Source organism: Sphingobacterium sp. GQ94, from assembly GCF_059758715.1.
In genome coordinates, this window is record NZ_JCAXEC010000002.1 from 292761 (window position 1) to 318774 (window position 26014).

Here is a 26014-nt window from a genome sequence, read left to right on the forward strand (position 1 = left end):
AAACAATCGTTTGCTTATTGCTATAACAAAGATAAGTAATGATATTAAAAAAGCCCAAAGATGAAATATATAATAATAATGTATTTTAGAGATGAAATTAATATTCCTAAATATGAAATTATTCACTTTCATGCTATCTTCAGCATTATTTTTAAGTTTTTCTTCTGTTGCGCAGACAGCAAAGGATTACCAACAAGCGTATGATTATTTGTCTGTTTTTGAAGACCCAATGGCTCTTAAACTCAAAAATAACATGAGCAAAAAGCAGCTTGACAAAATTAATAATCCTCAAATAAAAGAATATGCTTATGCGCTTTTAGAGGGAAAATCTACAAGCAAATATAAATTTGCAGTTTATCAAGCCAAATTGTCTCCAAGGATATTAGGGCAAGAATTAAGTATTGGAGATGGCTATAGTAAATACGAAAATATAACAGGCGTTTATCTACCGATAGGAAAACATGTTGTAATAGTAGATGGTATTCAGAAAGATAAAGATGTAAAATTAATCGTTCCAAATTGGTTAAGAAAAGCACCTAATCCAGAAGATCCAACCAAAGATCCAAAGGGTTGGGGAATTGAAAAACAAGAGTTTTATCTTAAGAATGGAGTTAATATAATTAATCTAACTGACTATGGTAGTTTAGCTTATGTTAGCTATTTTTCTGATAAACCTAACTCTGAGAACCCCATAAGCATTCACTTTATTACTGGCAAAGATAATGGGTATTTTGACATAAATAAACATAATAATGGTGATTGGAATACTTTTATTGATCAGGGCCGTATTTCCCATATTGGATGCTAAAGGACAACATATTCAAGTTGTTTATCCCGTACAAGCTATGAAAAAATATGCTTACAATAAAGGAGTTGAGCTCATCAGTAATTATGATTCCTTGATATATAGACAATACAAGATTATGGGACTAGTTAAGCATAACAAGGTTCCAAAAAATAAAATATTATCTAGAGTGAATTTTAATTACTACATGTTTAGAGATGGGGACGGTGTAGCCTATATGGGAGATAAAAAAGGCTATGCAATGGCAATGGTTGTGGACCCCAATCGCGTAATTAAAGGGGATCCATGTTGGGGATTCAGCCATGAAGTCGGTCATGTCCATCAAACTACTCCCATGTTTAGATGGGGTGGTTTAGGAGAAGTAAGTAATAATCTATTTTCTTTATATGTTACAACATCTTTTGGTAATAATTCTAGAATTTTAGAACAAAATAATTATCAATCTGCTCGTAAAAGCATTATCGAAGGAAATATATCCTATTTACAAGATCCAGATGTTTTCAACCGTTTAGTTCCATTTTGGCAGCTACAATTATATTTCTCTGGAATAGGTTCTAATCCAGATTTTTATCCTGATTTATTTGAAGCATTTAGAAAACAAAATTCTAATAATACTCCAACCAGGCAACGCATTCGTGAAAGTTGGGGAAAAGCGCCTGTTGTAATTGAAAGGAATCCAGCGGTGCATCAATTAAATTTTGTAAAAACGGCCTGTGAAATTTCAAAATTAGATTTAACTGATTTCTTTGATAAATATGGCTTTTTTTATGTGGGCGAACTAAAATATGACGATTATGGCGCTTACACGTATAATATGACTCAAGAAATGGTAGATGAGTGTAAGAAAACTATAAAAGCTTTGAATTTGTCAAAACCAAAAATAGATATCTCGACGCTTACGGATTAAGAGAATCAATAGCATCGTACGCGATTCGCCTAATTTTTGACTTTTACTTCAGGATATATATCTGTCCAATAATTTATATTATGTTAAATAGAATATTACAAAGACTTCCCCATATAGGTTGTCTTTGTAATTTATACTTCTTGAATTATTGCTGCAGCTACTGTGATATTTGTTCTTGGGTCGATAATAATAGCTCTAGAGTTTTCAGGAAAATCTTGTTGTCTATCAAATACGACATCTTCAGCAGCTTTGATAAGAACTCGACCAATGTCATTTAATTGGATTGGCTGATTTTTCAATTGATCCTGTGTATGTACATCATACTTGTATAGAATTTCTTGAATTTTGATTTTTGTCGTTTTGCTATGAGTTTGTAATAGATATACTTGATTGATGTCTAAATCTTTGGTTTCAAACCAAGAAATATTTGCTTCGAAAATCCGTTGAGTCAACGCTGGATAATTTGCACTTACGATAAAATCACCTCGGGAAATATCAACTTGATCAGTCAGATGAACGATTACTGAAGAACCATTTTTTGCTTCAAGCAATTCTTTTTGATTAAATTCTATCGATTTTATTTTTGATTTTATTCCAGCAGGATACACAATTATTTCTTCTCCTACTTTAAGCCCCTCTCCTAACACTCTTCCAGCATAACCTCTATAGTCATGTAATTCAGCGCTTTGTGGTCGTATGACCCATTGAACTGGAAAGCGCCAGCCGTTATTTAGAGTCTGTTTAATTTCAACATTTTCCAGATAATTCAACAATGAAGGTCCTGTGTACCAAGGTGTTCTATCGGAATTATGAACGATATTATCGCCTTTAAGTGCAGATACTGGTATGAAATCAACATCTTCCAGTTCTAATTTATTCGCTAGATTTAAATAGTCCGATTTTATATTTTCATATACAGCTAATTCATAATCTTTCATATCCATTTTATTAACACATACCAGGATTTTTTTTATTCCCAATAATTTGGCTAAAAATGAATGTCTTTTAGTCTGTTCTATTACCCCTTTTCTGGCATCAATTAAGATGATAATCAAATCAGAATTTGAGGCCCCGGTGACCATGTTCCGCGTGTATTGAATATGGCCTGGTGCATCTGCTATAATAAATTTTCTTTTTTCAGTTTGAAAATATTTATACGCAACGTCTATCGTAATGCCTTGCTCACGTTCCGCTTTTAGGCCGTCCGTTAAAATAGCTAAGTCAACGGTACCATCATCGTTTTTTCTGTTAGCTTTTTGAATAGCTTCCAACTGATCATCAAGAATTGAATTGGTGTCATACAATAATCTACCAATTAATGTACTTTTTCCATCATCAACTGATCCAGCGGTTAAAAATTTTATTATGTTCATCTGTTGTTTACGAATTTATATTATTTTGTGATGAATTTACTATCCTAACAAAGACTAAAAATATCCTTGTTTTTTGCGATCTTCCATTGCAGCCTCTGATACTTTGTCATCCATTCTAGCCCCTCTTTCACTCACTGTCGAGGCTCTAATTTCAGCAATAATGTCGTCTAATTCCGTAGCTTCTGAATCTACAGCAGCAGTACATGTCATATCACCTACTGTCCTGAAACGGACAGACTTGTGTTCAATAATATCACTAACATCAATTTGTAATGCAGGATCTGCAGCCATCCACTGTCCATTGCGAAATACAACATCTCTAAGATGACTAAAATAAATAGAAGGAAGGTCTATTTTTTCTCTTTTAATATAATTCCAAACATCCAATTCCGTCCAGTTTGAAATTGGGAATACGCGTACGTTTTCTCCTTTTTGGATCTTTCCGTTGAAAATATTCCACAGTTCTGGTCGCTGTCTTTTTGGATCCCATTGTCCAAATTCATCCCGTACTGAAAAAATTCTTTCCTTTGCTCTAGCCTTTTCTTCGTCTCTACGTGCCCCACCGATACAAGCATCAAATCCAAATTTTTCAATAGTATCTAATAAAGTGGTTGTTTGTAATGAATTTCTGCTAGCATTTTTGCCTTTTTGTTCAATTACTTTTCCCGAATCAATGCTGTCCTGTACATAGCCGACAATCAATTTTTCACCTGTTTGTTGAACTAACCAATCTCTAAATTCAATGGTTTCGGGAAAATTATGGCCAGTATCTATATGGACTAAAGGAAAAGGAAATTTTCCGGGCCTAAACGCTTTTTTAGCCAGATGAACCAATGTAATGGAGTCTTTTCCTCCTGAGAATAATAAAGCAGGGTTTTCAAATTGACCCGCAACCTCTCTAAGTATATAAATGGCTTCTGCCTCTAATTGATCTAAGTAGTCCATTATTTAATTTTATTATTTACTTGTAATATGTAATCCACACTCCTTTTTGCTTTTATCTTCCCACCACCAACGGCCGGCTCTAAAGTCTTCCCCTTCTATTATTGCTCTAGTGCAGGGTTGACAACCAATACTAGGATACCCTTTGTCGTGCAATGGGTTATAGGGAACAAAATTCGTTTTAAGAAAATCTTCAACTTTCTTTAGTGTCCAATGAAATAACGGATGAATTTTGATGATTTTATTACCTTCATCCCATTCCACTATTTCCATTTGATCTCTATTTTCGGATTGCTCAGCTCGAATACCTGTTATCCAAATTGTATAGCCTTTTATAGCTCTTTTCAAAGGTTCAATTTTTCGAATAAAACAACATTCCTTCCTGTTTTCTATAGATTCATAGAAGCTTGAAGGGCCCTTGAGAGAAACTAAGTCTTGAACAGATTGTGTATCAGGATAATAGGTTTTTATTGGAAGCTTGTAGATTTCCAAAGTTCTATTCCATACATAATAAGTTTCGGTAAACATTCGACCAGTGTCCAATGTGAAAATGGAAGTTTTCGCTTTTATTTGAGAAAGCATGTGAGTGATCACCTGATCTTCTATTCCAAATGAGGTTGAAAAAACTACCTTATTTCCAAAATTTTTATCTATATAAGCAAGGATTTCTTCCGCCCTCAATCCCTGTATATCCTGTTTAATTTGATTCAGCATACTACTTCTTTTTAATTAATTGTTGCGTATGAGCATTCAATGCTGTTATTTTATCCTGTAAATCACCTTTTAATTGTTCTCGCAATTCAGACATCAATGTTAGAGTTTCATCTATTTCCTCAGGAAGTAAATCATTTAATATTTCTTTTAAACGTTTAGCAATTGTAGGAGATTTGCCATTTGTAGAAATTCCTATTTTTAAATTTCCTTTTTGCACCACTGAACCTAAATAAAAATCACATAGACTCGGTTTATCTGCAACATTCAATAATATTCCCTTTTGAGAAGCAAGCCCCCTAATATGATCGTTTAAGGTTGAATTGTTAGTGGCTAAAACAATTAATTGTTTTCCTTGCAAGTCTTCATCTTTAAAAGGTCTGATTTCCAGCCTAATATTAGGCCTACCTTTAATGAAATTAGTACATGCTGGGCTGATGGTTTCTGAAACAAGTGTAATTTTTGCCTCAGGGGAATTATTTATAATCGCATTTAGTTTTTCTAATCCTACATTACCAGCCCCCACCAATAAGGTGTTTATTTGATCAAGCTTAAGGTATACGGGAAATAGCGTATTCATTTTACGACTGAATATATTGTAATTCTTGTTTAACGGTTTGGAAATCTTGATGTTTAGCTACAACTTCACCAAGAACAATTATCGCTGGTACACCAATTAATGATCTTTCTGATTCCTGTAGTATCGTATCGATATTTCCTAATACAATCCTTTCATTTGGTAATGAACCATTTTGAATTAATGCAATTGGCAAACTTCCTTTGCCATTAAGCTGATAAAGTTCTACAATTTCTTTAAGTTTTGAAAAACCCATTAAAACGACTACAGTTGCGTTGGTCTGTACGGCTTTATAGAGATCTTCAGACAATTTCCCTGCCGTAGTTGCACCTGTAATAACCCAGAAAGATTCTGAAATGCCCCTATAAGTCAAGGGGATTTGTTGTAATCCTGTTAATCCAACTGAGGAAGATATTCCTGGTATTACAGCAGTTTGAATATGAAATTGACGAACAAAATCAAGCTCCTCCCCACCTCTTCCAAATACAAACGGATCACCCCCTTTTAATCTAACGACATGACCATGGGTCAAGGCATAATCTACTAAGAGTTGATTAATATAATCCTGAGAGGTTGATAGTCTTTCGGCTCTTTTGCCTACATATATTTTTGTACATGAATCTTTTGCATAATCCAAAATTTCTTCATTAACTAATGCATCATAAAGTATTACATCCGCATTTTGAATTGCCTTAATTCCTTTCAATGTAATTAGATCTGGGTCGCCTGGACCAGCTCCAACTAAGGTCACCAATGGTTTTACTTCTTTCATCTCCTCCACCTAATTTATTGACTAACTGATCTTAATTCTTCTCTAAGTTGAACTCCTTCTAAGTTAAAAACGGTTGCTTGTTTTAAATAAGTTTCTGCAAATTCTTTTGAAGGTTCATATTTGTTGATCTGTAAAACAAGATCTGAGAATGATTTAGACAATTTAATTATTCCTGTATTAACATAATGTTCATCAAATCCATTTATCACTGCAACTTGCGTAGAAACACTTATCCCTTTGTCTAGTAATAACGCTTTTGCTGTCCAAATAAAGGAACTGTATGTGTGATAAATAGCATCTGCATATTGATCGTTTTTTAATGTTAAGTTAGCTAACTCTATTTTTTCTTCCGCATCATAAAATAATGTGGCTACTAAATCAATTATTACTCCGGCACATTCACCAACCCCAATTGCAGTAGTATATGTTTCTTCGTGTCCCCAATCCAGAAGCTCATCTGTTGTTAAATTGGTGAGATCAGATAGTGGTTTTAAAAGCTTGTAGAAGTAATCCTTTGTTTTAAGATCATAATACTGATGAAAATTTTGATCAATTTCCTTGTTGGCTTTATAATCTGAAAGAATTAAATCTACGACTTGAAGCACTCTTTTTGTTGGTACTTTAATTACCCTTTCAGCCATTCTTCCAATTCCATCACCTATAGTTCCGCCAGCTAGTAAGACCTGGGCAGCGGGTATTACGTTTCCTCCAGATTTTAAAGAGCTACCATGAAATCCTAAATGAGCTAAACCATGTTGACCACATGAATTCATACATCCGGAAATTTTGATTTTAAACTCCTGTTCGTGTATGAAATCTGAATGGAATTCATGAATGTAATTCTCTAAAACTCTAGCCATTTCCGTTGAATTGGAAATACCTAAATTACAGGTATCGGTACCTGGACATGTTGTAATATCTGCTGTGCTATTGTGCCCCGGTTTAGCAAAACCCAAAGAAAACAATAAATTATAGACATGGGCAAAAGATTCTGGTCTAACAAATTTGAATAACAAGTTTTGATCTTGAGTTATTCTAATATCGTCGGCCACGTGATCCTTTAAACCATCGATTAGTATTCTCGCCTTTTTTGTACTAATATCACCCGTTTGAATATTGGCATATACTCCATAATAACCTTTTTGCTTTTGCTCAAAAATATTGGTGCTTTTCCAAATCTCAAAGCCAATTGGATCAATCGGCAGTACCTCAACAACGGGTTTATTTGGTGCCTCAGGCTGTGGGATTATGTTGTAGTCAATCTCAACTTTTTTATTTTTTATGGCTACCTTTTCTTGTTCTATTAGTTCCAATACAGTTTCTAAACCCAGTTTTTGAATTAAATATTTAAATCTGGCTTTATTGCGATTGGTTCTTTCTCCATGGCGATCAAAAACACGGATAGTAGCCTCAATATAAGGTATAATGTCTTGCTCAGGCATGAAGTCATGGACTGGAAATGCTGTAAGGGGTTGTGCACCTAATCCTCCACCAAGCATCACTTTGAATCCCCTTATTTCTTGACCGTTTTCAGTTTTTATTTTAGGAATGAATCCGAAGTCATGGATATATGAAAATGCAGTATCCTCATCACTTGCGGAAAATGCTAATTTAAATTTTCGTCCCATTTCAGCACAAATAGGATTTCTCAAAAAATAAGAAAATGCAGCATGAGCATATGAAGAAACATCAAAAGGTTCATTTGGATCAATTCCAGCGGTTGGAGAGGCAGTCACATTTCTAACTGTATTACCGCATGCTTCCCTAATGGTAAGTTGATCCTCCGCGAGTTTGGCCCAAAGCTCTGGTGTTTTATCCAAACTGACATAATGAATCTGAATATCTTGTCGAGTAGTTAGGTGCAGATTATTACTAGCATACTCATCAGAAATATCTGAAATTCTTAAAATTTGTTTAAAAGTTACTCTCCCAAATGGTAACTTAATTCGCACCATTTGCACCCCAGGTTGACGTTGACCGTAAATTCCCCTAGCTAACCTTAACGATCTAAACTTTTCTTCAGGGATATTGCCTTTCTGAAAGTTTCTAATCCTTCTTTCTAACTCGATAACCTCTTGTTCTACGAGTGGATTCTCTAATTCAGTACGAAAGCTCTGCATAAGTTTTATTTAATAATTATGAAATACGTAACGTTAATTAGTATTCCTTTAGTAATTGATAATGTTTCTTTGACAAATGTATAAAATAAATATCTATTAAGTACATTAAATCTACTGAATTAGTATATATTTGTAGCGCTAGTTTTAAGATGATTTTTAAATTACAATGTGTGAACAATTATAAGTATTTAATTTTCAGTATTATAACCCTTTATTTCATGTATTCATGCGCCCCAAAAATTTCTGAGGGATATGATAAAGAAAAAGGATATGTAGGAACAATTTCTATATCAGGGGCATTCGCTTTGTATCCTTTAGCAGTAATTTGGTCTGAAGATTTTAAAAAAAATAATCCCAATGTCCGATTCAATATATCTGCAGGCGGTGCAGGTAAAGGAATATCTGATGTGTTAACTAATATGGTGGACGTCGGGCTTGTTTCAAGAGATTTGCATCAAATTGAAGTTGATAAGGGAGCCTACCCTATCCATGTTGCAAAAGATGCCGTAATTGGGACAATTAATAATAAACACCCAAACGCTGATCTCATTAAACAAAGAGGACTCACACAACTAGAATTAGAAGGAATATTTATTAAAAATAGTTATAAAACTTGGAATGAAATTGATCCTCGATTTACACATGACCCTATTGAGACGTATGTAAGATCTGATGCCGCCGGCGCTGCTGAAACTTGGGCCAAATTCTTTGGAGCCACTCAGGAAGAATTGAGGGGTATTGGAATATTTGGGGATCCAGGCTTGGCACAGGCAATTATTGAAAATCCATTGGCAATTGGATTTAATAATATCAATTATGTTTATAACCTGAAAACAAAAAAGACAAATCCAGGGATAATGTCTATACCGATTGATCTTAATAGTAATGGTCAGATTGATTCCCTCGAGAATTTTTATGAAAATATCGATGAATTATGTTCAGCGGTTGCCAAAGAAATTTATCCATCTCCCCCATCTCGGGATTTGACTTTTGTTATTCGAGCTGATAAACAAACAAAATTATTGGTTGAATTTTTCAAATTCATACTCTCTGAAAAAGAACAGGGTCATCTATTAGATAATGGGTACGTTCCATTGAACAAACAGGCTATTGAAAATGAACTTAAAAAGTTAAAACCAAATGAGTTATAGATTAATTAAGGACACGATTATAAAAAATATTTCAGCGGCCTTACTTTTGATTGTATTATTGGTCATTATTTTAATTGTCATTGGTCTTTGTGTTAAAGCAAAGCCGCTCCTTCAATACGAGTCATTGTGGAATATTATTTCCAATAGTGTTTGGTCCCCAATGAAAGGCAATTTCGGTTTTTTATCATTTATAATGGGAACGATTTGGGTCACACTTATATCTCTGGTGATTGCAGTTCCTTTATGTATTGCTGCATCTGTTTACTTAGTAGAATATGCATCAGATAAGCTACGTAATATGGTATTGCCGCTTGTCAATGTTCTTGCCGCAATTCCACCAGTACTTTATGGGGTTTGGGGAGTGCTTTTTGTTGTACCAATTTTAGGGAACATAATTGCTCCACTTTTAGGCATCACTATGACTGGTTATTCAGTTTTCGCGGGAGGAATTGTATTAGCTGTAATGATTTTTCCCATCATGGTTAGCATTCTGGTCGAAGTTTTACAAACTATTCCTTTAGAATTGAAATCAGTTTCACTCTCTTTAGGAGCAACTCGTTGGGAAACAATTCAACACGTAGTATTAAAGAAGGCTAAGCCAGGAATTATTGCAGCAATTGTTTTGGCTGTTTCACGAGCTTTCGGAGAAACAATTGCTGTATTGATGGTTTGTGGTAATATTCCCCAAATACCAAAGTCAATATTTGATGCAGGTTATCCTATTCCGGCATTAATTGCAAATAATTTTGGAGAAATGATGTCTATTCCCCTTTATGATTCTGCTTTAATGTTTGCAGCCTTATTGTTATTCGTAATCATTTTCGTATTCAATTTAATATCTCGTGTTATTTTAAATAGACTGGAGGGCAAACATTAATGAGTAACATTCAATGGAGACTTAGAAAGGAACGAATTGCGAAAATTTGCATGCAATGTTCTGGTATCATTATAACAGGATCGTTGTTTTTTATTATAGGTACAATACTTATTAAGGGATTACCTTATTTGTCCTGGGAAATGGTATCTCAGACTCCTCAAGGTGGATTTTATATAGGAAAATCTGGAGGAATTTTAAATGCTATTTTAGGTTCCCTTTATTTAGCTGGATTTTCAACTATTTTGGCTATTGCGGTAGGAATTCCAATTACCCTTTATTTAAATATTTACATCAAAAGTGGATCATTTATTTCCAGGTCGTCAAAACTGCTTTTTGATGTACTCTTTGGCATCCCGTCAATAGTATATGGGGCTATTGCCTTTAGCATTATGGTTTGGTTAGGAATTAGGGCTTCTCTACTTGGAGGAATTATTACCATTACCTTATTAACTATTCCCATTGTGGTAAGAACACTCGATGAGTTAATAAATACAGTACCTGTTGATCTAAAAAATATAACATCTTCATTAGGGGCAACAAGATGGGAAACGGCTAAGGTTGTATTAAGTTATATAAAACCAGGGCTTTTCACTGCCATATTGCTCGCATTCGGCAGAGCAATTGGTGACGTTGCTGGTGTTTTGCTTACAACAGGTTTTAGTGATAATATTCCGTTGTATTTAGATGAACCGACGGCGACGTTACCCTTGGCTATTTTCTTTCAATTGAGTAGCCCAATTGCTGAGGTTCAAGGGCGTGCTTATGCGTCTGCATTAATATTAACAATCATAATTTTATTAATAGTTTTATGTACACATTACCTAGCCTCCAAACAAAAGAAACACAAAATATAGAAATTCCATCTCGTCCGCATATTCAAATTAAAAACTTGAATGTTTTTGTCGAGAATCAACAAATTCTTAAAAATATCAATCTTGATATCCCCAATAATAGTATCACCTCAATTATTGGACCCTCTGGATGTGGCAAAACTACACTCTTAAAGACCCTTAATAGATTAATGGATGATTCTAAAGATGTCAAAGTGGAAGGATCTGTATTGGTTAATGGTGAAGATATTTATGATAAAAATGCTGAGGTAACACATATTCGAAAAAAAATGGGCTTATTATCTCAAAAACCATTTCCACTGCCAATGTCTATTTTCGACAATATTGCATATGGTCCCAAAATTCATGGACAGAGAGATCGTAAAATATTGAAAGCAATTGTTGAACAACAATTAAGAAATGTTGGGCTGTGGGACGAGGTAAAAGAACGCTTGGACACCTCTGCCACTCGTTTATCCATTGGACAACAGCAAAGGCTTTGTTTAGCGAGAGGTTTAGCCGTTGAGCCTGAAATTATTCTTGGAGATGAATCAACATCTGCCTTAGATCCTATTTCAACCCAAATAATTGAAAATCTTCTTATTGATTTAAAAAAGGATTATACCATTGTTCTAGTAACCCATATTCTTCGCCAAGCAAGAAGGGTTTCAGACTATATTCTCTTTCTATATAATGGTGAGATTATTGAATTTGGTAAATCAGAAGAGATTTTATTGAACCCAAAGCATGAATTGACAAAACAATACGTTAAGGGGTATATTTCTTAAATAGCAGCAATAATATATAAAATACCCCCAAAAAGTTAGACACTTTTTTGGGGACATTTTATATATATTAGATTTTAATGATCATTTTTAGATTCAGGACTCTCATGAATTAAGTCTGCAATTTCTTCCAAACCATCCTCATCCCTGTCAATTCGATAAGGAGCAGCCTCATCAAATTCTCCTTCCCATTTTGCCACCACAACAGTGGCTAAACAGTTACCTATTACATTTACTGAAGTTCTTGCCATATCCATTAATTCATCAATACCTAATATTGCAGCAATAACGAAAACAGGCAATCCAAATTGGTCAGCTGTAGCAATTAATACAATTAGTGAAGCCCTTGGAACTGCCGCAACTCCTTTTGAGGTAATCATTAAAGTGAAAGCAATTAATAATTGCTGACCAAACGAAAGATCAATTCCAGCCGCCTGAGCTACGAATATTGACGCTAATGATAAATACAAAGAAGTGCCATCCAGATTGAAGCTATAACCGGTTGGAATCACAAAGGATACAATTCTTCGAGGGACACCAAATTTTTCCATAGCGCTCATCGCTTTAGGCAATGCAGCATCTGAACTTGTCGTTGCAAATGCTATTGAAACAGGTTCCTTAATGGCATTGATAAATTGTTTAAGGGGAATTTTAAGGTATAGACATACTGGTAATAAAACACATGAAAGAAATATTAACAGGGCCAGGTATAAAGAGGCCAATAGCATGAATAGATTTTTTAAGATATCTACTCCTAAATGACCTACTGTGTACGCCATTGCTGCTCCCACGCCGATTGGGGCAAAAAGCATGACCAGGTTTGTAAACTTAAACATGGCCTCTGATAAACTTTCTGCAAAATCAACAAAGGGTTTTCGTTTCTTTTCCTCTACCATCGCTAGGCCTATACCAAAAATGACAGCAAAGACTACGATTTGTAAAACCTTATTTTCATAAACAGATTTAACTATATTCTCTGGAAATGTGTCTCTAAAAAATGTGGTGAATTTAAATAACCAATGAGCACTCTGGTCAATATGTTCTAAAGCCATTTTATCAGCATCTGACATAGCAGATGTCGAAGGTAATTCCTCATGCGGCATACTCGCTATATCAATTCCTACACCTGCTTGAGTTAGATTGATTGTGGCCAATCCAATAAAAATTGCGCATGTGGTTGCACAGAAAAAATACAACATTGATTTCCAAGCCATTCTTCCGACTTGTTTCAAGTCTGAATGTCCTGCTATTCCGACTACCAATGTTGAAAAAAGAATTGGTCCGACAATGGTTTTAACAAGCTTAATAAAGCCTTGACTTAAGGGCTGTAATGCTCTAGCTGCATTGGGAAAATCCAGGCCAATAAATATACCCAGAATCATACAAGTAAGAATCCAAGTTGTTAATCCTTTCCTAACTATTGCATTCCAAACGAGTACAAATCCAGTCACCCATCGTACCGCGATCATTACTGATTCTGATATTTGGACTAAATTAAATTCATATAATAAAGTTAGTATTGAAGCTATTGCTATGGTAAACAATAAGATATATCCCGTGTTTTTTTTAGACATGTAGATTATTTATGGTTATTATTGAATTTAATTCGATTATTTCACGAACAAAAATATAAAAATAGCTCTGCATACCAAATATTTTACGGATTTGTATATTGCCCTATGGAGTTTTTGTTTTCTATAAGTAATTAATGGAAATAGATCTAAAAGACTTTATGTTAAGATTTTAAAAGAGTATGATTTGTATTACCTATCCCTTGAGAAAAAGAATGGGATTGATAAAAACTAATTTATCAACCCCATTCTAAGTTTTTTATCAGTATAACTGATAAAAATAAAATATTTTAATTCTATTCGGCGTGGAGCCAAGCTTTCTTTGCTAACAATTCTTCATTAGACTCAACGATTTCTTCATCCTCAACACAACAATCTACAGGACATACAGCAGCACACTGAGGTTCATCATGAAATCCAACACACTCCGTGCATTTATCTGAAACGATATAATAAAATTCGTTTGATACTGCGTCTTGTGATTCGTTGGCATCCAATGTAACACCATCACCAAAATCAATAATTCCATTTAAAGCTGTACCATCAGAAAATTTCCATGGAACAGCAGCATCGTAAATTGCATTGTTGGGGCACTCTGGTTCGCAAGCGCCACAATTTATACATTCGTCAGTAATTTTAATCGCCATTTATGTCCTTACAATAAAATAATAAACTAATTTTGTATCTCAAAGTTATGACTAATTTGATACACTAATAAATAAAAGTATATAAAATTAGTAGTTATTTACTTTGATATGGCAAATATACTGCAAAATAATTACAGATTTATTCTAAATAATAAGATTTTGACAATAAAACAAAGAATTCAGGCCTTTATAAAACTTGGAGTTTATTTAAAATCACAGGAAATTAAAACCTCGGATTTCTTCAATTCAGTAACAAGTAAAAACCCTTGGTATACAACGGAAAATGTCTTTAAGCAAATCAATGCTATTGCATCTAACCTAACTGAAGATAAACTAAACAATTGGTTAAAGGATGTTCCAGATATTAATACAACCAAAGTTGTTGGTCTAGTCTTGGCAGGTAATTTACCCCTAGTAGGATTTCATGATATTCTCTCCGTATTGATTACAGGATACGATGTTAAAATAAAGGCTTCTTCGGAGGATGCTGGTTTGACAGCATTTATTTTAGATTTATTAATTAACATAGAGCCCGAATTTAAAAACAAAGTCTGTTTGGTTGAAAAATTAGCTAATTATGATTTAATCATTGCAACAGGAAGTAATAATTCAGCTAGATACTTTGAATATTATTTTGGGAATAAGCCACACATCATTCGGAAAAACAGGAATTCTTTAGCTGTTCTCTCTGGAAAGGAAAATAAAACTGAATTAAACAATTTGGGACATGATATATTTGATTATTTTGGTTTAGGATGCCGTTCTGTTTCCAAAATTTTTATCCCTGAAAATTATGATATTGCACATTTATTCGAGGGGTTGGTCCATTTCGAATCAATCATAAATCATCATAAATATTCGAATAACTATGATTTCAATAAATCAATATTTCTCATAAATAAAAACACACATTTTGATAATGGATTTCTACTGCTTAAAGAAGATCAAAGTATATCCTCTCCCCTTTCTGTTGTCCATTATCAACGGTATTCGTCTTTGGATGAAGTGATTAATTACATTAATTCAAATCAAAATACAATTCAATGTGTAACCAGTGAGATTGCTATGGATATAAATTCACCTCTATTTCCTTTAGGATCTAGTCAATGTCCATCATTGGATGATTATGCTGATGGAATTGACACCATCGCTTTTTTATTAGAAAACCAATAATTAGGAATTTACAACGTTATATGATTGTGAATCCACAAAAAATTATAATTTTGTTCAACTATGTATGTAATTAAGGTTAAAGGTGTAGCTAAAATCCCAGACTATGTGCAATTGCGAGATGATGCTTTTACACTTTTAGCTTATTTCCGGGTTGATAGACCGGAAAAATCTTTGGACAAAATTGGACTTGGGGATAAAGCGGAATATATTATGAATATTGTTCGGGAATTACCTTTTGGTCAAATCAAGAAAATCGACTTAAAAATATTATGAGAGAAACGAATACGGTTATAAAATTAAAAAATGTAGATATTTATCAGCAAAAGCATCTCGTATTGTCTAATGTAAACTTAGATATTGCCCATGGTGAATTCTTGTATCTTATAGGACAATCTGGATCAGGGAAAAGTAGCTTATTAAAGATCATATATGGAGATTTGTATATAGCGACCGGTGAAGGTATGATTGCAGGTTTTGATTTAAAAAAACTACATGAGAATGATGTTCCGTTTTTAAGACGAAAATTAGGTATCGTCTTTCAGGACTTTCACTTATTGAATGATAGAACTGTTGAAGAAAATTTAGAATTCGCACTACGGGCAACAGGTTGGAAAGATAAGAAATTGATCGAAAATCGTATGTTAGATGTCCTGGAAAAGGTGGGGTTACGATCTAAATTCAAAAAAATGCCTCATGAACTATCTGGTGGCGAACAACAACGGGTAGTTATTGCGCGAGCTTTATTGAACAATCCTGAAATTATCCTTGCAGATGAACCAACAGGAAATCTGGACCCATTAACATCGGAAGAAATCGTATTGCTCCTACGTGATATTGCGGCCTCGGGCACAGCCGTGTTAATGGCCACTCATGATTATCAGATAATAAAAAATATGCCAGCACGGATTCTTAAAACCGCTGATGGTGTATTACATGACAATGTTAGTATTTAGTTGCTGACATAAAAATACTAAATCCGACATTTTTGCTAGTTACCTCAGGGAAACACTGACAGCATGTCGGATTTTTTTTGTTGGCAATAAAATTGTTGCAACGCATATGAGTATATAATTTATAAAAGGTGATGATGAACGAAAACGAAAATCTTGAAGATCAGGAATTAAATAATTCAGAAGAGACTGCAGAAAATACAACTTCCGATATTGAAAAGTTAGACCAAAAACTAACTGAGGCAAATGAAAAGTATGCTCGCTTATTTGCTGAATTTGACAACTATAAAAAAAGAACATCTAAGGAAAAACTTGATTTAATGCAATCTGCCGGTAAGGATGTAATAGTAAAACTACTTCCTGTATTAGATGATTTTGATCGCGCTTTAAGTTTTATGAACGAATCACCAGAACAAGATTCTTTAAAACAAGGTATTGAGCTAGTAAATGTTAAGTTTCGCAAAACTTTAGACCAACTTGGTGTAAAAGAAATGGACGTATTAGGGAAACCATTTGATCCAGAATATCAAGAAGCTATTACCCTAATTCCTGCGCCTACTGCTGATCTGAAGAACAATGTAATTGACGTTGTTGAAAAAGGTTACACGTTAAATGACGCAGTAATTCGATTTGCTAAAGTTATTGTAGGTCAATAAGAAAATAAAATGTCAAAAAGAGATTATTACGATGTTCTAGGAGTTTCTAGATCTGCTGAGGCCTCAGAGATTAAATCTGCTTACCGTAAGTTAGCAATTAAATTTCACCCAGATAAAAATCCTGGAGATAAGGAAGCTGAAGATAAGTTTAAAGAAGCAGCTGAAGCTTATGAGGTATTAAGTAATACAGATAAAAGAAGGCGATACGACCAATTTGGTCATTCAGGGAATTCTGCAGCAGGTCACGGAGGTGGCGCAGGCGGAATGAACATGGAAGATATTTTCAGCCAGTTTGGAGATATTTTTGGAGGAGGTGGGAATCCTTTTGAAAGTTTCTTTGGCGGAGGTGGATCACGTGGTGGACGTCGGGTTCAGCGTGGTAGTAATCTTCGTATTAAAGTCAAACTTACTCTAGAGGAGATCGCTAAAGGTGTAGAAAAGAAAGTCAAAGTAAATAAACAAATTGTTTGTACAACTTGTAGTGGTAGTGGTGCAAAAGATAAAAATTCTTATCATACATGTGGAACCTGTGGTGGTAGTGGTTCTGTTCGTCGTGTTACAAATACTGTTTTAGGACAAATGCAAACCACAAGTACCTGCCCTACTTGTAACGGAGAGGGTGTGGAAATTACAGCGAAATGTACAAGTTGTAAAGGAGAAGGTTTGATTCGTGGGGAGGAAACAATTTCTATCAATATACCTGCAGGCGTGAGTGAGGGTATGCAACTTTCGATGAGTGGAAAAGGAAACGCTGCGCCTCGAGGTGGAATTCCTGGTGATCTAATCATCCTAGTTGAAGAGATACCGCATGAAACTTTGAAAAGAGATGGTATTAATGTCATTTTCGATTTATATATCAGTTTTGCTGATGCAGCCTTAGGGACTAGCGTGGAAATACCCACTATTGATGGGAAGGCAAAAATTAAAATTGATGCTGGAACACAAGGGGGAAAAATTTTACGTTTAAAGGGCAAGGGGCTACCTGAGGTAAATTCTTATCATCACGGTGATCAATTAGTCTATGTGAATGTCTGGACACCAAAAACGGTGAATAAGGAGGAAAAGGAATTGTTGGAAAAACTAAAGGATTCTGCAAATTTTAAACCACAACCAGGTAAAAGTGAAAAATCATTTTTTGAGCGTATCAAAGAATACTTTGAATAGCCTATTTAGTTAATTTTAGTGAAACACATATTTGAGTATTTAAATGCGAAGTGAAATCTTCGCATTTTTTTTGATATTTCAAAAATGTCGGTTTGAATTTTGAAAACTTAATTTAAGTATACAAAAATAGAAAGAGGAATCATCTTCTAAGAATAATTCCTCTTTTTTAATGGTTGAGTAAATAATCTTACAAAATGGCCTCTCTAATTCGGACTAATTTTGTTAACAAGCCTTCCAATAAATCCAAATGAAGCATATTTGCGCCATCAGATTTAGCGTTAGCTGGATCTGGATGTGTTTCTATAAATAATCCATCTGCTCCTACTGCTATAGCCGCTTTTGCAATTGTTTCAATTAATTCTGGTTTTCCACCGGTAACTCCGGAGCTTTGATTAGGTTGTTGTAACGAATGAGTACAATCCATTATTGTAGGAACATCAAATGATTTTAAAACAGGAATACCTCTGAAATCCACGATCAGATCCTGATAACCAAAAGTATTTCCCCTATCCGTTAAGAAGACTTTATCATTCCCAGAGTCAATTACCTTTTCAACCGCGAATTTCATGGATTCAGCTGATAAAAACTGCCCTTTTTTTATGTTAACGACCTTTCCTGTTTCGGCAGCAGCAATTAATAATTCAGTTTGTCTACATAGAAACGCTGGTATCTGTAAAACATCCACATAAGCAGCTGCCATCGCGGCTTCATGACTTTCATGGATATCCGTTACAGTAGGTACTCCAAATGTTTTACCAACTTTTTCTAATATTTTTAATGCTTTCTCGTCACCTATCCCAGTAAAAGAATCTACTTTTGATCTATTTGCTTTCCGGTAAGACCCCTTAAATATAAAGGGTATATTAAGCTTATCGGTAACAGAAACAATTTTCTCTGCAATTCGTAAAGCAATTTCTTCACCTTCAATTGCACATGGACCTGCCATCAAAAAGAATGCAGGTGAATTGCCATTTTTAATTCCTGGCAAATATTTAGTAATCATATAAAATTAATTAATTTCCTAGTTCAGACATAAATTTGATTCTCATCAGTTGAATATCCTCATAAGAGTAATCTTCTTCACCCAATTCATTTAGAGCCAATCCTATTTCATCGTTTTCAGCTGACTTGAAATAATCATAGACTTCATCTTGACGGTCTTGATCTATCATTTCATCGACGAAGTATCCGATATTAAGTTTGGTTCCAGAATTTACAATTGATTCTACTTCCTTTAAAAGATTTTCATAACTAACCCCTTTAGAGGAAGCAATATCTTCTAGACTAATCTTTCTATCAATATTCTGAATTATCGAAACTTTGAGTGCGGATTTATTTGCTGTACTCTTAATGACTAAGTCTTGTGGTCTGTCAATTTCATTATCTTCCACATACTTTTTTATTAACTCAATAAATGAGGTCCCAAATTTCACGGCTTTACCCGAACCAACCCCTTGAATTTGCTTCAGTTCTTCTAATGTAATTGGGTAATGTGTACACATTTCATTTAAAGAAGGATCTTGAAAAATTACAAAAGGAGGTAAAGATTTTTGTTTTGCAATCTTCTTTCTCAGCTCCTTTAACATTTTTAATAGTTCTGTATCGAGAGCTCCAGATTGTCCTGACTGTTCGTCGAGTGAATCTGATTTTGCAGCAAGCATTGGTCTATTAAGAATAAATTTTATTGCATAAGGACTGTTTAAATACCGCTTTCCTTCTTCTGTTAGTTTTAATAAACCATATTGGTCTACGTCTTTTTTTACGAAATCGGCCAAAACAGTTTGGCGAAGCAAAGAGTTCCAATAATTAATCCCAAGCTCTTTCCCACTTCCAAATAAGGGATGCGAATCATGTTTGTAAGAAGATATCGGTTGATTATTTTGACCAATCATTACATTTATTAAATGTTGATCATCAAATTTATCTCCTTGTTGTTTAATAAAATCTAAGATCTTAATCAGAGGTGCTTCTGCATCAAAGTATGTTTTTTTAGCACGGCAATTATCACACATATTATTACAACCAGTTTCATCAAACTGTTCACCAAAATAGTGCAAAATTTGTTTTCTCCTACACACTGCAGACTCGGAATAATCAATCACTTCTTTAAGGATTTGGGTACCAATTTCTTTTTCAGAGACTGGTTTATCCTTCATGAATTTTGTCAATTTTTCAACATCCTTTTCAGAATAAAAGGCTAAGCAATACCCTTCTCCTCCATCTCTTCCAGCTCGTCCAGTTTCTTGATAGTATCCTTCCATAGACTTTGGAATATCATGGTGAATGACATATCTAACATCTGGTTTATCTATACCCATTCCGAAAGCTATAGTTGCAACAATCACATCAATATCCTCCATCAAGAATTTGTCTTGCGTATCGGCCCGTGTTTTTGCATCCAGCCCAGCGTGATATGGTAGAGATTTAATACCATTAATACTTAATACCTCAGATATTTCTTCAACTTTTTTACGACTTAAACAATAAATAATGCCGGCTTTGTCCGAATTATTTTTGATAAATCGCACAATTTCTTTTATAACGTCTTGTTTGGGTCTAACTTCATAATATAGATTTGTTCTATTAAAGGAAGACTTGAACAAAGAGGCGTCATTCATTTGAAGATTTTTACGAATATCAAATTGGACTTTTGGGGTAGCGGTAGCTGTTAATGCTATAATTGGGATCCCCTGGCCTATTTCATTAATAACTTGACGGATTTTGCGGTATTCAGGTCTGAAATCATGGCCCCATTCCGAAATACAATGCGCTTCATCTACAGCAACAAAAGATACGGTTATACTTTTTAAAAAGTTAATGTTTTCTTCTTTGGCTAAAGATTCAGGAGCGACATAAAGTAGTTTAGTCTTTCCTTCAGAAACTTCCTGTTTTACCTTGAGGATTTCACTTTTTGAAAGCGAAGAATTCAGAAAATGTGCTATGTTATTTCTACCTCCGAATGCTCTGAGTTGATCGACTTGATTTTTCATCAAAGCAATTAAAGGGGAAATAACAATCGCGGTTCCCTCACTCATTAAAGCAGGAAGTTGATAACAAATGGATTTTCCCCCGCCTGTTGGCATAATTACAAATGTGTCCTTTTTGTTCAGGACATTAGTAATAATAGCTTCTTGATCTCCTTTAAAAGTATCAAACCCAAAAAAATCCTGAAGATTGTCGAATAGTGATTTTTCTATTTCCATTGACGATGCAAATAAATAGATGTATTAACAGTATAAAAAATACGTGTTAAATAATGTATTTTTGTAATGTGCGTTAAATATAATATATAAAAATAAGCAAATTTTACGTGAAAAACAATATAGATATTAAATTGCTAGCAAAGGAAACTTTTCAACTAGAAGCTCAGAATGTTTTAGCACTTTCAGAAAAAATTGATGATGAATTCGTTAGTGTCATCGAGACGATTTTGGACTTAAAAGGTAGGGTCATCATTACAGGTATTGGTAAGAGCGCAATAATTGCCCAAAAAATTGTTGCTACCTTAAATTCAACTGGTACTCCTTCTATTTTTATGCACGCTGCAGATGCAATTCATGGAGATTTAGGTATTATTCAAAAAAATGACCTCATCATTGCAATCTCCAAAAGTGGGAATACCCCGGAGATAAAAGTATTGGTGCCATTTTTAAAACAAACCAATAATATCTTAGTTGCTATGGTTGGTAATACATCTTCATTTCTGGCTGAAAATGCCAATTTTATTTTAGATACAACTATAACAAAAGAAGCTTGTCCTAATAATTTGGCTCCCACAACGAGTACGACTGTTCAATTAGCCATGGGTGATGCTATTGCTGTTTGTCTGCAGTCAAAAAGACAATTCACGGATCAAGATTTTGCTAAATATCATCCAGGTGGTTCCTTGGGTAAGCAATTATATTTAAAGGTAAGCGATCTTTCGGACCATAATGGTCTCCCATTTGTTTCTGAATCAACCGCTATTAGAAGTGTATTAATTAGTATCACAAAATTTAGATTAGGAGCTACTATTGTGATAGAAAATCATGTCATTAAAGGAATTATTACTGACGGAGATATACGCAGAATGTTAGAAAGACATGATGACATAAGTTCTTTAAAAGCGAAAGATATTATGTCATTAGACCCGAAAACGATTGAAAAATCTGAATTGGCAGTAAACGCTCTTCATATTATGCGAGAAAATAGTATCTCTCAGTTGGTGGTAACTGATCTAGGAAAATACGCTGGAATAATACACATTCAGGATATTTTAAAAGAAGGGATTATTTGATTATGATATCGACCTTCAATTGAATATTTTATCCTTATCCCGTTAGAACCTTTTAAGTATACATTTCACAATATGCTCTTTTATAACAGATCTATGGAGTGTGTTTGTAAAATTGTTGTTCATTTAAACAAAAATGTATTAAAATAGACCAAACTTGTAAAATTGGTCTTAATTTTGTCTTAGATTATCAACGAACTAATAATTGAAACAATGAAAAAAATAAAAAGTATATGTGCAGTTGTGGTAGCATTTATCAGTTTATCTTCCATGTCATTATTCACTGCGGAATTTAAATTTGATCAAGAAACACATGATTTCGGGAAAATTCCTTTGGATAAACCTGTTTCACACGAATATATTTTCAAAAATTCAGGTGATGAACCAATCATAATTTCAGCTGTTCAGCCAACATGTGGATGTTCAGTAGCAGAATATACTAAAACACCAGTAAAACCTGGAGAATCTGGAAGTATTAAAGTGACTTTTAATGCTGCAGCTAAAGGTCCATTTACAAAATCATTTATTGTAAAATCAAATACAAAAACACCGATTAAAACCCTTACAATAAAAGGAATCGTTGAATAGCTCTGGTGTCTAAAAAACAACTACCTTGTTCAAGAATTTAAAAAAAGCCATTCGTAAAAAGAATGGCTTTTTAATTTCTATTCAATTAATTTGTACTTTTACAAAAAAAAAGAACGTAATTAATTTATAATGCCAAGTATATCAAAAAAGGGTATTAACATGCCTGCCTCTCCCATTAGAAAACTTACTCCATATGCTGATAAAGCAAAAAAAGAAGGTAAGAAGATCTATCACTTAAATATTGGTCAACCCGATATCGAAACACCAGAAGTGATGTTAAATGCTTTAAAAAACATAGATTTTAAAGTTTGGGCTTATACCCCATCTGAGGGTACTCTGTCCTATAGAACGAAATTGGCTGAGTATTATAATAAGCTAAATTATAATCTCTCGCCAAATGATATTTTGGTTACCAACGGCGGATCTGAAGCGATTACAATTATTATGCAGGCTTGTTTAAATCCAGGTGAAGAGGTTATTATTCCAGAACCTTTTTACGCGAATTATAACGGATTTGCCTGTTCTGCAGATATTATAGTAAAACCAATAATGTCAACTATTGACAATGGTTTCGCTTTACCATCCATTTCAGATTTTGAGAAAGTAATAACTGATAAAACAAAGGCGATTGCCATCTGTAATCCAAATAATCCAACTGGATATCTATATTCAAGAGAAGAATTGAATGCATTGAGGGAATTGTGTTTGAAATATGATTTGTATTTATTTTCTGATGAAGCATATAGGGAATTTTGCTACGATGGCAGAGAGTTTATTTCACCAATGAACTTGGAAGGCCTTGAGCAACACGTTGTGGTTTTTGACACCGTTTCAAAAAGATATTCAGCCTGTGGAGCGCGCATCGGTTGTATTATTACTAAAAACAAAGAATTATACCAAACTTCTTTGAAATTTGCTCAAGCAAGATTAAGTCCCTCCTTAGAAGGACAAATAGCGGGTGAGGCGGCAATCGATACACCAGATAGCTATTTTGAAGCGGTTTCAAGAGAATATACCGCACGCAGAGACACTTTAGTACATGGGTTAAATCAAATTCCAGGAGTTTATTGTCCGAATCCAGGAGGTGCATTCTATGTCGTAGCGAAATTACCTATTGACAACTCAGATAAGTTCTGTCAATGGATTTTAGAAAGTTTTAATTATGAGAATGAAACCGTAATGATGGCTCCTGCTACCGGATTCTACTCAACTAAAGGTGCTGGTCTGAATGAAGTACGATTAGCATATGTATTAAACCAAGAGGATTTAAAAAGAGCACTTATTTGTTTAAAACATGCTTTGGAAATATATCCTGGAAAAATGCTTTAAACATATAACTTAAAAATGGCAGTGATTTATTTTACTGCCATTTTTTTTTGCATCCCATCTTTTAAAAAAATAGTGGATAAAGATTTTAGATATTAATCTACTATATAGATATGTATTTAGCCTGTTCTATTTCTTAGTTACCGAAACATCCTACTCATTCCTACATACATTAATTTCCATTACATTTTTGACTAGTTTTTCGAGATTCCTCTATCTTCTAAACACGATTACAATATTTTTAATTCTGTTTTATCTAACTGTAAATCAATATTTTAAGAAATTATTGCAACAATTTGAAGAATGATACGTTTATAGTAGTAAGAAACTAATAAATTTATTTATGGATAATTTAAAGAAATTCGAATTAATGGAAAAGATTTCCAGGGAACTTGAAGATATTCGAAATAGTCAACAAGCAGTTTTAGAAAAAGTCGCCAAAGTTGAAATTGATAATATAGATCTTGGTGATAAAATTATCGAAAATAAAATTCCAGAAATCTATCAAAGAACAGCAGAAAACTCCGAAGCTATATTAGAAATATTAACATCTTTTCAAGAGAAAAAGGATGAGTTTAGTTCAAAAAATAATATAGACAAGTTGCGTGAACAACAGGAAATTAATGATATGAAGTAAAAGGCAAAAATAAGAATGGTCTATCTGAATTTGATAGACCATTCTTATTTTTATATTAACGATTTGCGATTATTTTACAATTTTTTAGAAAGTTTTGAGTTGACTAGTTGAATAACAAAATCCAACTGTTCCTCCTGATTTAACTCTGAATTGTCCAAAACAATAGCGTCCTGGGCTTGCTTTAATGGACTCTCCTTTCTTGTACTATCAATATGGTCCCTGTGTGCTAAGTTCTCTTTGACCTCTTCCATGCTGATAATTTCTCCCTTAGCTGTTAATTCAGCATACCTGCGTTCAGCACGTATCTGTGGACTGGCTGTCATAAAAATCTTTAAGTCCGCATTAGGAAATACCGTTGTGCCAATGTCACGACCATCCATGACAACATTTCTTTTTTTTGCTAAGGCTTGCTGCTGTTTAACCATCGCATGACGAATTTGTTTAACGGCACTGACCTCACTCACATATTCAGAAATAAGCATACTTCTTATTTCTTGGGTAACATCTTCTCCATTTAGGAGTATTTGATCATTTTCAGTGTTTGGAACAAAGTCAATATGTATATTTTCCAGCGCCTTTTGTATCGAAAGCTGATCCTCAAGAGAAATCTTGTTCCTTAAAATATAGAGGGTTACGGCCCTATACATGGCACCGCTATCTATAAATACGAAATTCAATTTTTTAGCCAGTGCTTTGGCAACCGTACTTTTTCCACAAGAGGAAAATCCATCAATGGCAATTATAAAGTTATTCATACGTATTAATTTGCTCCTCCTATCATTATACCTGGTTTATCAACCAAAGGAACTTTAATCATATTGTCATCAATTATACTCTCAGGCAGGAAAATATATTTTTTATCATACATAATGCCATTAATATAAAAGCTCACCCAGTACTCATTGGTTAACCCAAAAACTTGTGGATCTATCGCTTCTATTTTTTGAAAAGATTGACCTTTCATATCGCCTATAAAATGTCTTAAGGTTGTAGTCTTAACTTGTTTACCATTGTTTTCACCAAATCCCCTAGAAGATACCAATACATTTTGAAGTTCTTTTGATTTCTCATTGATCAGATAAACATTCCATGTTTTGTTTGTAGGAGTCTCCGATTCTAAAACGATCGCAACTGAAATATCTTCAACAATATTTAATGGCAAATCCTTTTTCATAAAAA

The 26014-nt window shown here is 34.0% G+C and carries 27 protein-coding genes; 15 read left to right on the plus strand and 12 right to left on the minus strand.

The annotated features are described in order from the left end of the window. Positions 1-112: 112 nt before the first annotated feature. Together AC6CHH_RS02970 and AC6CHH_RS02975 are read left to right on the plus strand one after the other, a co-directional pair. Positions 113-808 carry a hypothetical protein gene (locus AC6CHH_RS02970; RefSeq protein ID WP_498279570.1) on the plus strand — a complete coding sequence of 232 codons (696 nt, stop codon included), beginning with the start codon at positions 113-115 and terminating at the stop codon, positions 806-808. Further along, on the plus strand, positions 753-1712 hold the full coding sequence (locus AC6CHH_RS02975; RefSeq protein ID WP_498279572.1) for a M60 family metallopeptidase: 960 nt from the start codon (positions 753-755) through the stop codon (positions 1710-1712). Before AC6CHH_RS02970 ends, AC6CHH_RS02975 begins: the two co-directional genes overlap by 56 nt. Positions 1713-1843: 131 nt before the next feature. On the opposite strand, the gene AC6CHH_RS02980 is transcribed toward AC6CHH_RS02975, so the two are convergent. From AC6CHH_RS02980 to AC6CHH_RS03005, 6 genes are read right to left on the minus strand one after another with little or no spacing between them, the layout of a single operon-like run. After that, positions 1844-3085, minus strand: a complete 1242-nt coding sequence (locus tag AC6CHH_RS02980) for a sulfate adenylyltransferase subunit 1 (RefSeq protein WP_498279574.1) — start codon at positions 3083-3085, stop codon at positions 1844-1846. A gap of 54 nt (positions 3086-3139) precedes the next feature. Next, positions 3140-4030 carry a sulfate adenylyltransferase subunit CysD gene (gene cysD, locus AC6CHH_RS02985; RefSeq protein ID WP_498279576.1) on the minus strand — a complete coding sequence of 297 codons (891 nt, stop codon included), beginning with the start codon at positions 4028-4030 and terminating at the stop codon, positions 3140-3142. A gap of 12 nt (positions 4031-4042) precedes the next feature. Next, positions 4043-4741, minus strand: coding sequence for a phosphoadenylyl-sulfate reductase (locus AC6CHH_RS02990; RefSeq protein ID WP_498279578.1), 699 nt, complete (start codon positions 4739-4741; stop codon positions 4043-4045). A gap of 1 nt (position 4742) precedes the next feature. Further along, positions 4743-5264 carry a precorrin-2 dehydrogenase/sirohydrochlorin ferrochelatase family protein gene (locus AC6CHH_RS02995; protein ID WP_498279580.1) on the minus strand — a complete coding sequence of 174 codons (522 nt, stop codon included), beginning with the start codon at positions 5262-5264 and terminating at the stop codon, positions 4743-4745. Between the two features lie 55 nt (positions 5265-5319). Further along, a complete protein-coding gene (cobA, locus tag AC6CHH_RS03000; protein ID WP_498279582.1) occupies positions 5320-6087 on the minus strand; it encodes a uroporphyrinogen-III C-methyltransferase in 768 nt (255 codons plus the stop codon). Between the two features lie 14 nt (positions 6088-6101). Further along, complete coding sequence (locus AC6CHH_RS03005) at positions 6102-8207, minus strand: ferredoxin-like domain-containing protein (protein WP_498279584.1); 2106 nt, start codon at positions 8205-8207, stop codon at positions 6102-6104. Between the two features lie 218 nt (positions 8208-8425). Here AC6CHH_RS03005 and AC6CHH_RS03010 point away from each other — a divergent pair, with 218 nt between their 5' ends. Genes AC6CHH_RS03010 through AC6CHH_RS03025 form a run of 4 tightly spaced genes read left to right on the plus strand, consistent with a single transcriptional unit; the run spans position 8426 to position 11853 of the window. Next, the gene (locus AC6CHH_RS03010) at positions 8426-9358 is read left to right on the plus strand and encodes a PstS family phosphate ABC transporter substrate-binding protein (RefSeq protein ID WP_498279586.1); all 933 of its coding nucleotides are present in this window, start codon (positions 8426-8428) and stop codon (positions 9356-9358) included. After that, entirely contained in the window at positions 9348-10235 is an 888-nt protein-coding gene (pstC, locus tag AC6CHH_RS03015) for a phosphate ABC transporter permease subunit PstC (RefSeq protein WP_498279588.1), read from the plus strand. The genes AC6CHH_RS03010 and pstC overlap by 11 nt, the downstream gene beginning before the upstream one ends. Next, a complete protein-coding gene (locus AC6CHH_RS03020) occupies positions 10235-11089 on the plus strand; it encodes a PstA family ABC transporter permease (RefSeq protein WP_498279590.1) in 855 nt (284 codons plus the stop codon). The genes pstC and AC6CHH_RS03020 overlap by 1 nt, the downstream gene beginning before the upstream one ends. Then, positions 11044-11853, plus strand: a complete 810-nt coding sequence (locus AC6CHH_RS03025) for a phosphate ABC transporter ATP-binding protein (protein ID WP_498279592.1) — start codon at positions 11044-11046, stop codon at positions 11851-11853. Before AC6CHH_RS03020 ends, AC6CHH_RS03025 begins: the two co-directional genes overlap by 46 nt. A 74-nt stretch (positions 11854-11927) precedes the next feature. Here AC6CHH_RS03025 and AC6CHH_RS03030 read toward each other — a convergent pair whose 3' ends face one another. After that, complete coding sequence (locus tag AC6CHH_RS03030) at positions 11928-13424, minus strand: dicarboxylate/amino acid:cation symporter (protein WP_498279594.1); 1497 nt, start codon at positions 13422-13424, stop codon at positions 11928-11930. Positions 13425-13717: 293 nt separating this feature from the next. Further along, entirely contained in the window at positions 13718-14068 is a 351-nt protein-coding gene (locus AC6CHH_RS03035) for a 4Fe-4S binding protein (RefSeq protein ID WP_498279596.1), read from the minus strand. Positions 14069-14176: 108 nt separating this feature from the next. Between AC6CHH_RS03035 and AC6CHH_RS03040 the strand changes: the two genes are divergently transcribed. The 5 genes from AC6CHH_RS03040 to dnaJ all read left to right on the plus strand — a co-directional run bounded on the left by AC6CHH_RS03040 (position 14177) and on the right by dnaJ (position 18011). Further along, positions 14177-15241, plus strand: a complete 1065-nt coding sequence (locus AC6CHH_RS03040) for an acyl-CoA reductase (RefSeq protein WP_498279598.1) — start codon at positions 14177-14179, stop codon at positions 15239-15241. A gap of 60 nt (positions 15242-15301) precedes the next feature. After that, entirely contained in the window at positions 15302-15514 is a 213-nt protein-coding gene (locus AC6CHH_RS03045; RefSeq protein WP_498279600.1) for a fructose-6-phosphate aldolase, read from the plus strand. Next, positions 15511-16194, plus strand: a complete 684-nt coding sequence (locus AC6CHH_RS03050) for a cell division ATP-binding protein FtsE (RefSeq protein WP_498279602.1) — start codon at positions 15511-15513, stop codon at positions 16192-16194. The genes AC6CHH_RS03045 and AC6CHH_RS03050 overlap by 4 nt, the downstream gene beginning before the upstream one ends. 134 nt (positions 16195-16328) lie before the next feature. Further along, entirely contained in the window at positions 16329-16847 is a 519-nt protein-coding gene (locus AC6CHH_RS03055) for a nucleotide exchange factor GrpE (RefSeq protein ID WP_498279604.1), read from the plus strand. Positions 16848-16856: 9 nt separating this feature from the next. After that, on the plus strand, positions 16857-18011 hold the full coding sequence (dnaJ, locus tag AC6CHH_RS03060) for a molecular chaperone DnaJ (protein ID WP_498279605.1): 1155 nt from the start codon (positions 16857-16859) through the stop codon (positions 18009-18011). Positions 18012-18198: 187 nt separating this feature from the next. Here dnaJ and kdsA read toward each other — a convergent pair whose 3' ends face one another. After that, on the minus strand, positions 18199-19014 hold the full coding sequence (gene kdsA / locus AC6CHH_RS03065; protein WP_498279607.1) for a 3-deoxy-8-phosphooctulonate synthase: 816 nt from the start codon (positions 19012-19014) through the stop codon (positions 18199-18201). Between the two features lie 10 nt (positions 19015-19024). After that, positions 19025-21214, minus strand: a complete 2190-nt coding sequence (recQ, locus tag AC6CHH_RS03070; protein ID WP_498279609.1) for a DNA helicase RecQ — start codon at positions 21212-21214, stop codon at positions 19025-19027. 107 nt (positions 21215-21321) lie between these two features. On the opposite strand from recQ, the gene AC6CHH_RS03075 reads away from it, so the two are divergent. The 4 genes from AC6CHH_RS03075 (at position 21322) to AC6CHH_RS03090 (ending at position 24835) form a co-directional block, all read left to right on the plus strand. After that, positions 21322-22287: a KpsF/GutQ family sugar-phosphate isomerase gene (locus AC6CHH_RS03075; RefSeq protein ID WP_498279611.1), complete on the plus strand. Its 966-nt coding sequence runs from the start codon at positions 21322-21324 to the stop codon at positions 22285-22287. Positions 22288-22497: 210 nt separating this feature from the next. Next, on the plus strand, positions 22498-22872 hold the full coding sequence (locus AC6CHH_RS03080) for a DUF1573 domain-containing protein (RefSeq protein ID WP_498279613.1): 375 nt from the start codon (positions 22498-22500) through the stop codon (positions 22870-22872). Between the two features lie 129 nt (positions 22873-23001). Next, positions 23002-24201, plus strand: a complete 1200-nt coding sequence (locus AC6CHH_RS03085) for a pyridoxal phosphate-dependent aminotransferase (protein WP_498279615.1) — start codon at positions 23002-23004, stop codon at positions 24199-24201. Between the two features lie 340 nt (positions 24202-24541). Continuing rightward, entirely contained in the window at positions 24542-24835 is a 294-nt protein-coding gene (locus tag AC6CHH_RS03090) for a hypothetical protein (RefSeq protein WP_498279617.1), read from the plus strand. A 74-nt stretch (positions 24836-24909) separates the two neighbouring features. Here the strand turns inward: AC6CHH_RS03090 and cmk are convergent, their stop codons facing one another. Together cmk and AC6CHH_RS03100 are read right to left on the minus strand one after the other, a co-directional pair. Beyond that, a complete protein-coding gene (gene cmk / locus AC6CHH_RS03095) occupies positions 24910-25590 on the minus strand; it encodes a (d)CMP kinase (RefSeq protein WP_498279619.1) in 681 nt (226 codons plus the stop codon). 5 nt (positions 25591-25595) lie between these two features. Beyond that, a complete protein-coding gene (locus tag AC6CHH_RS03100; protein ID WP_498279621.1) occupies positions 25596-26009 on the minus strand; it encodes a hypothetical protein in 414 nt (137 codons plus the stop codon). Between the last annotated feature and the right edge of the window lie 5 nt (positions 26010-26014).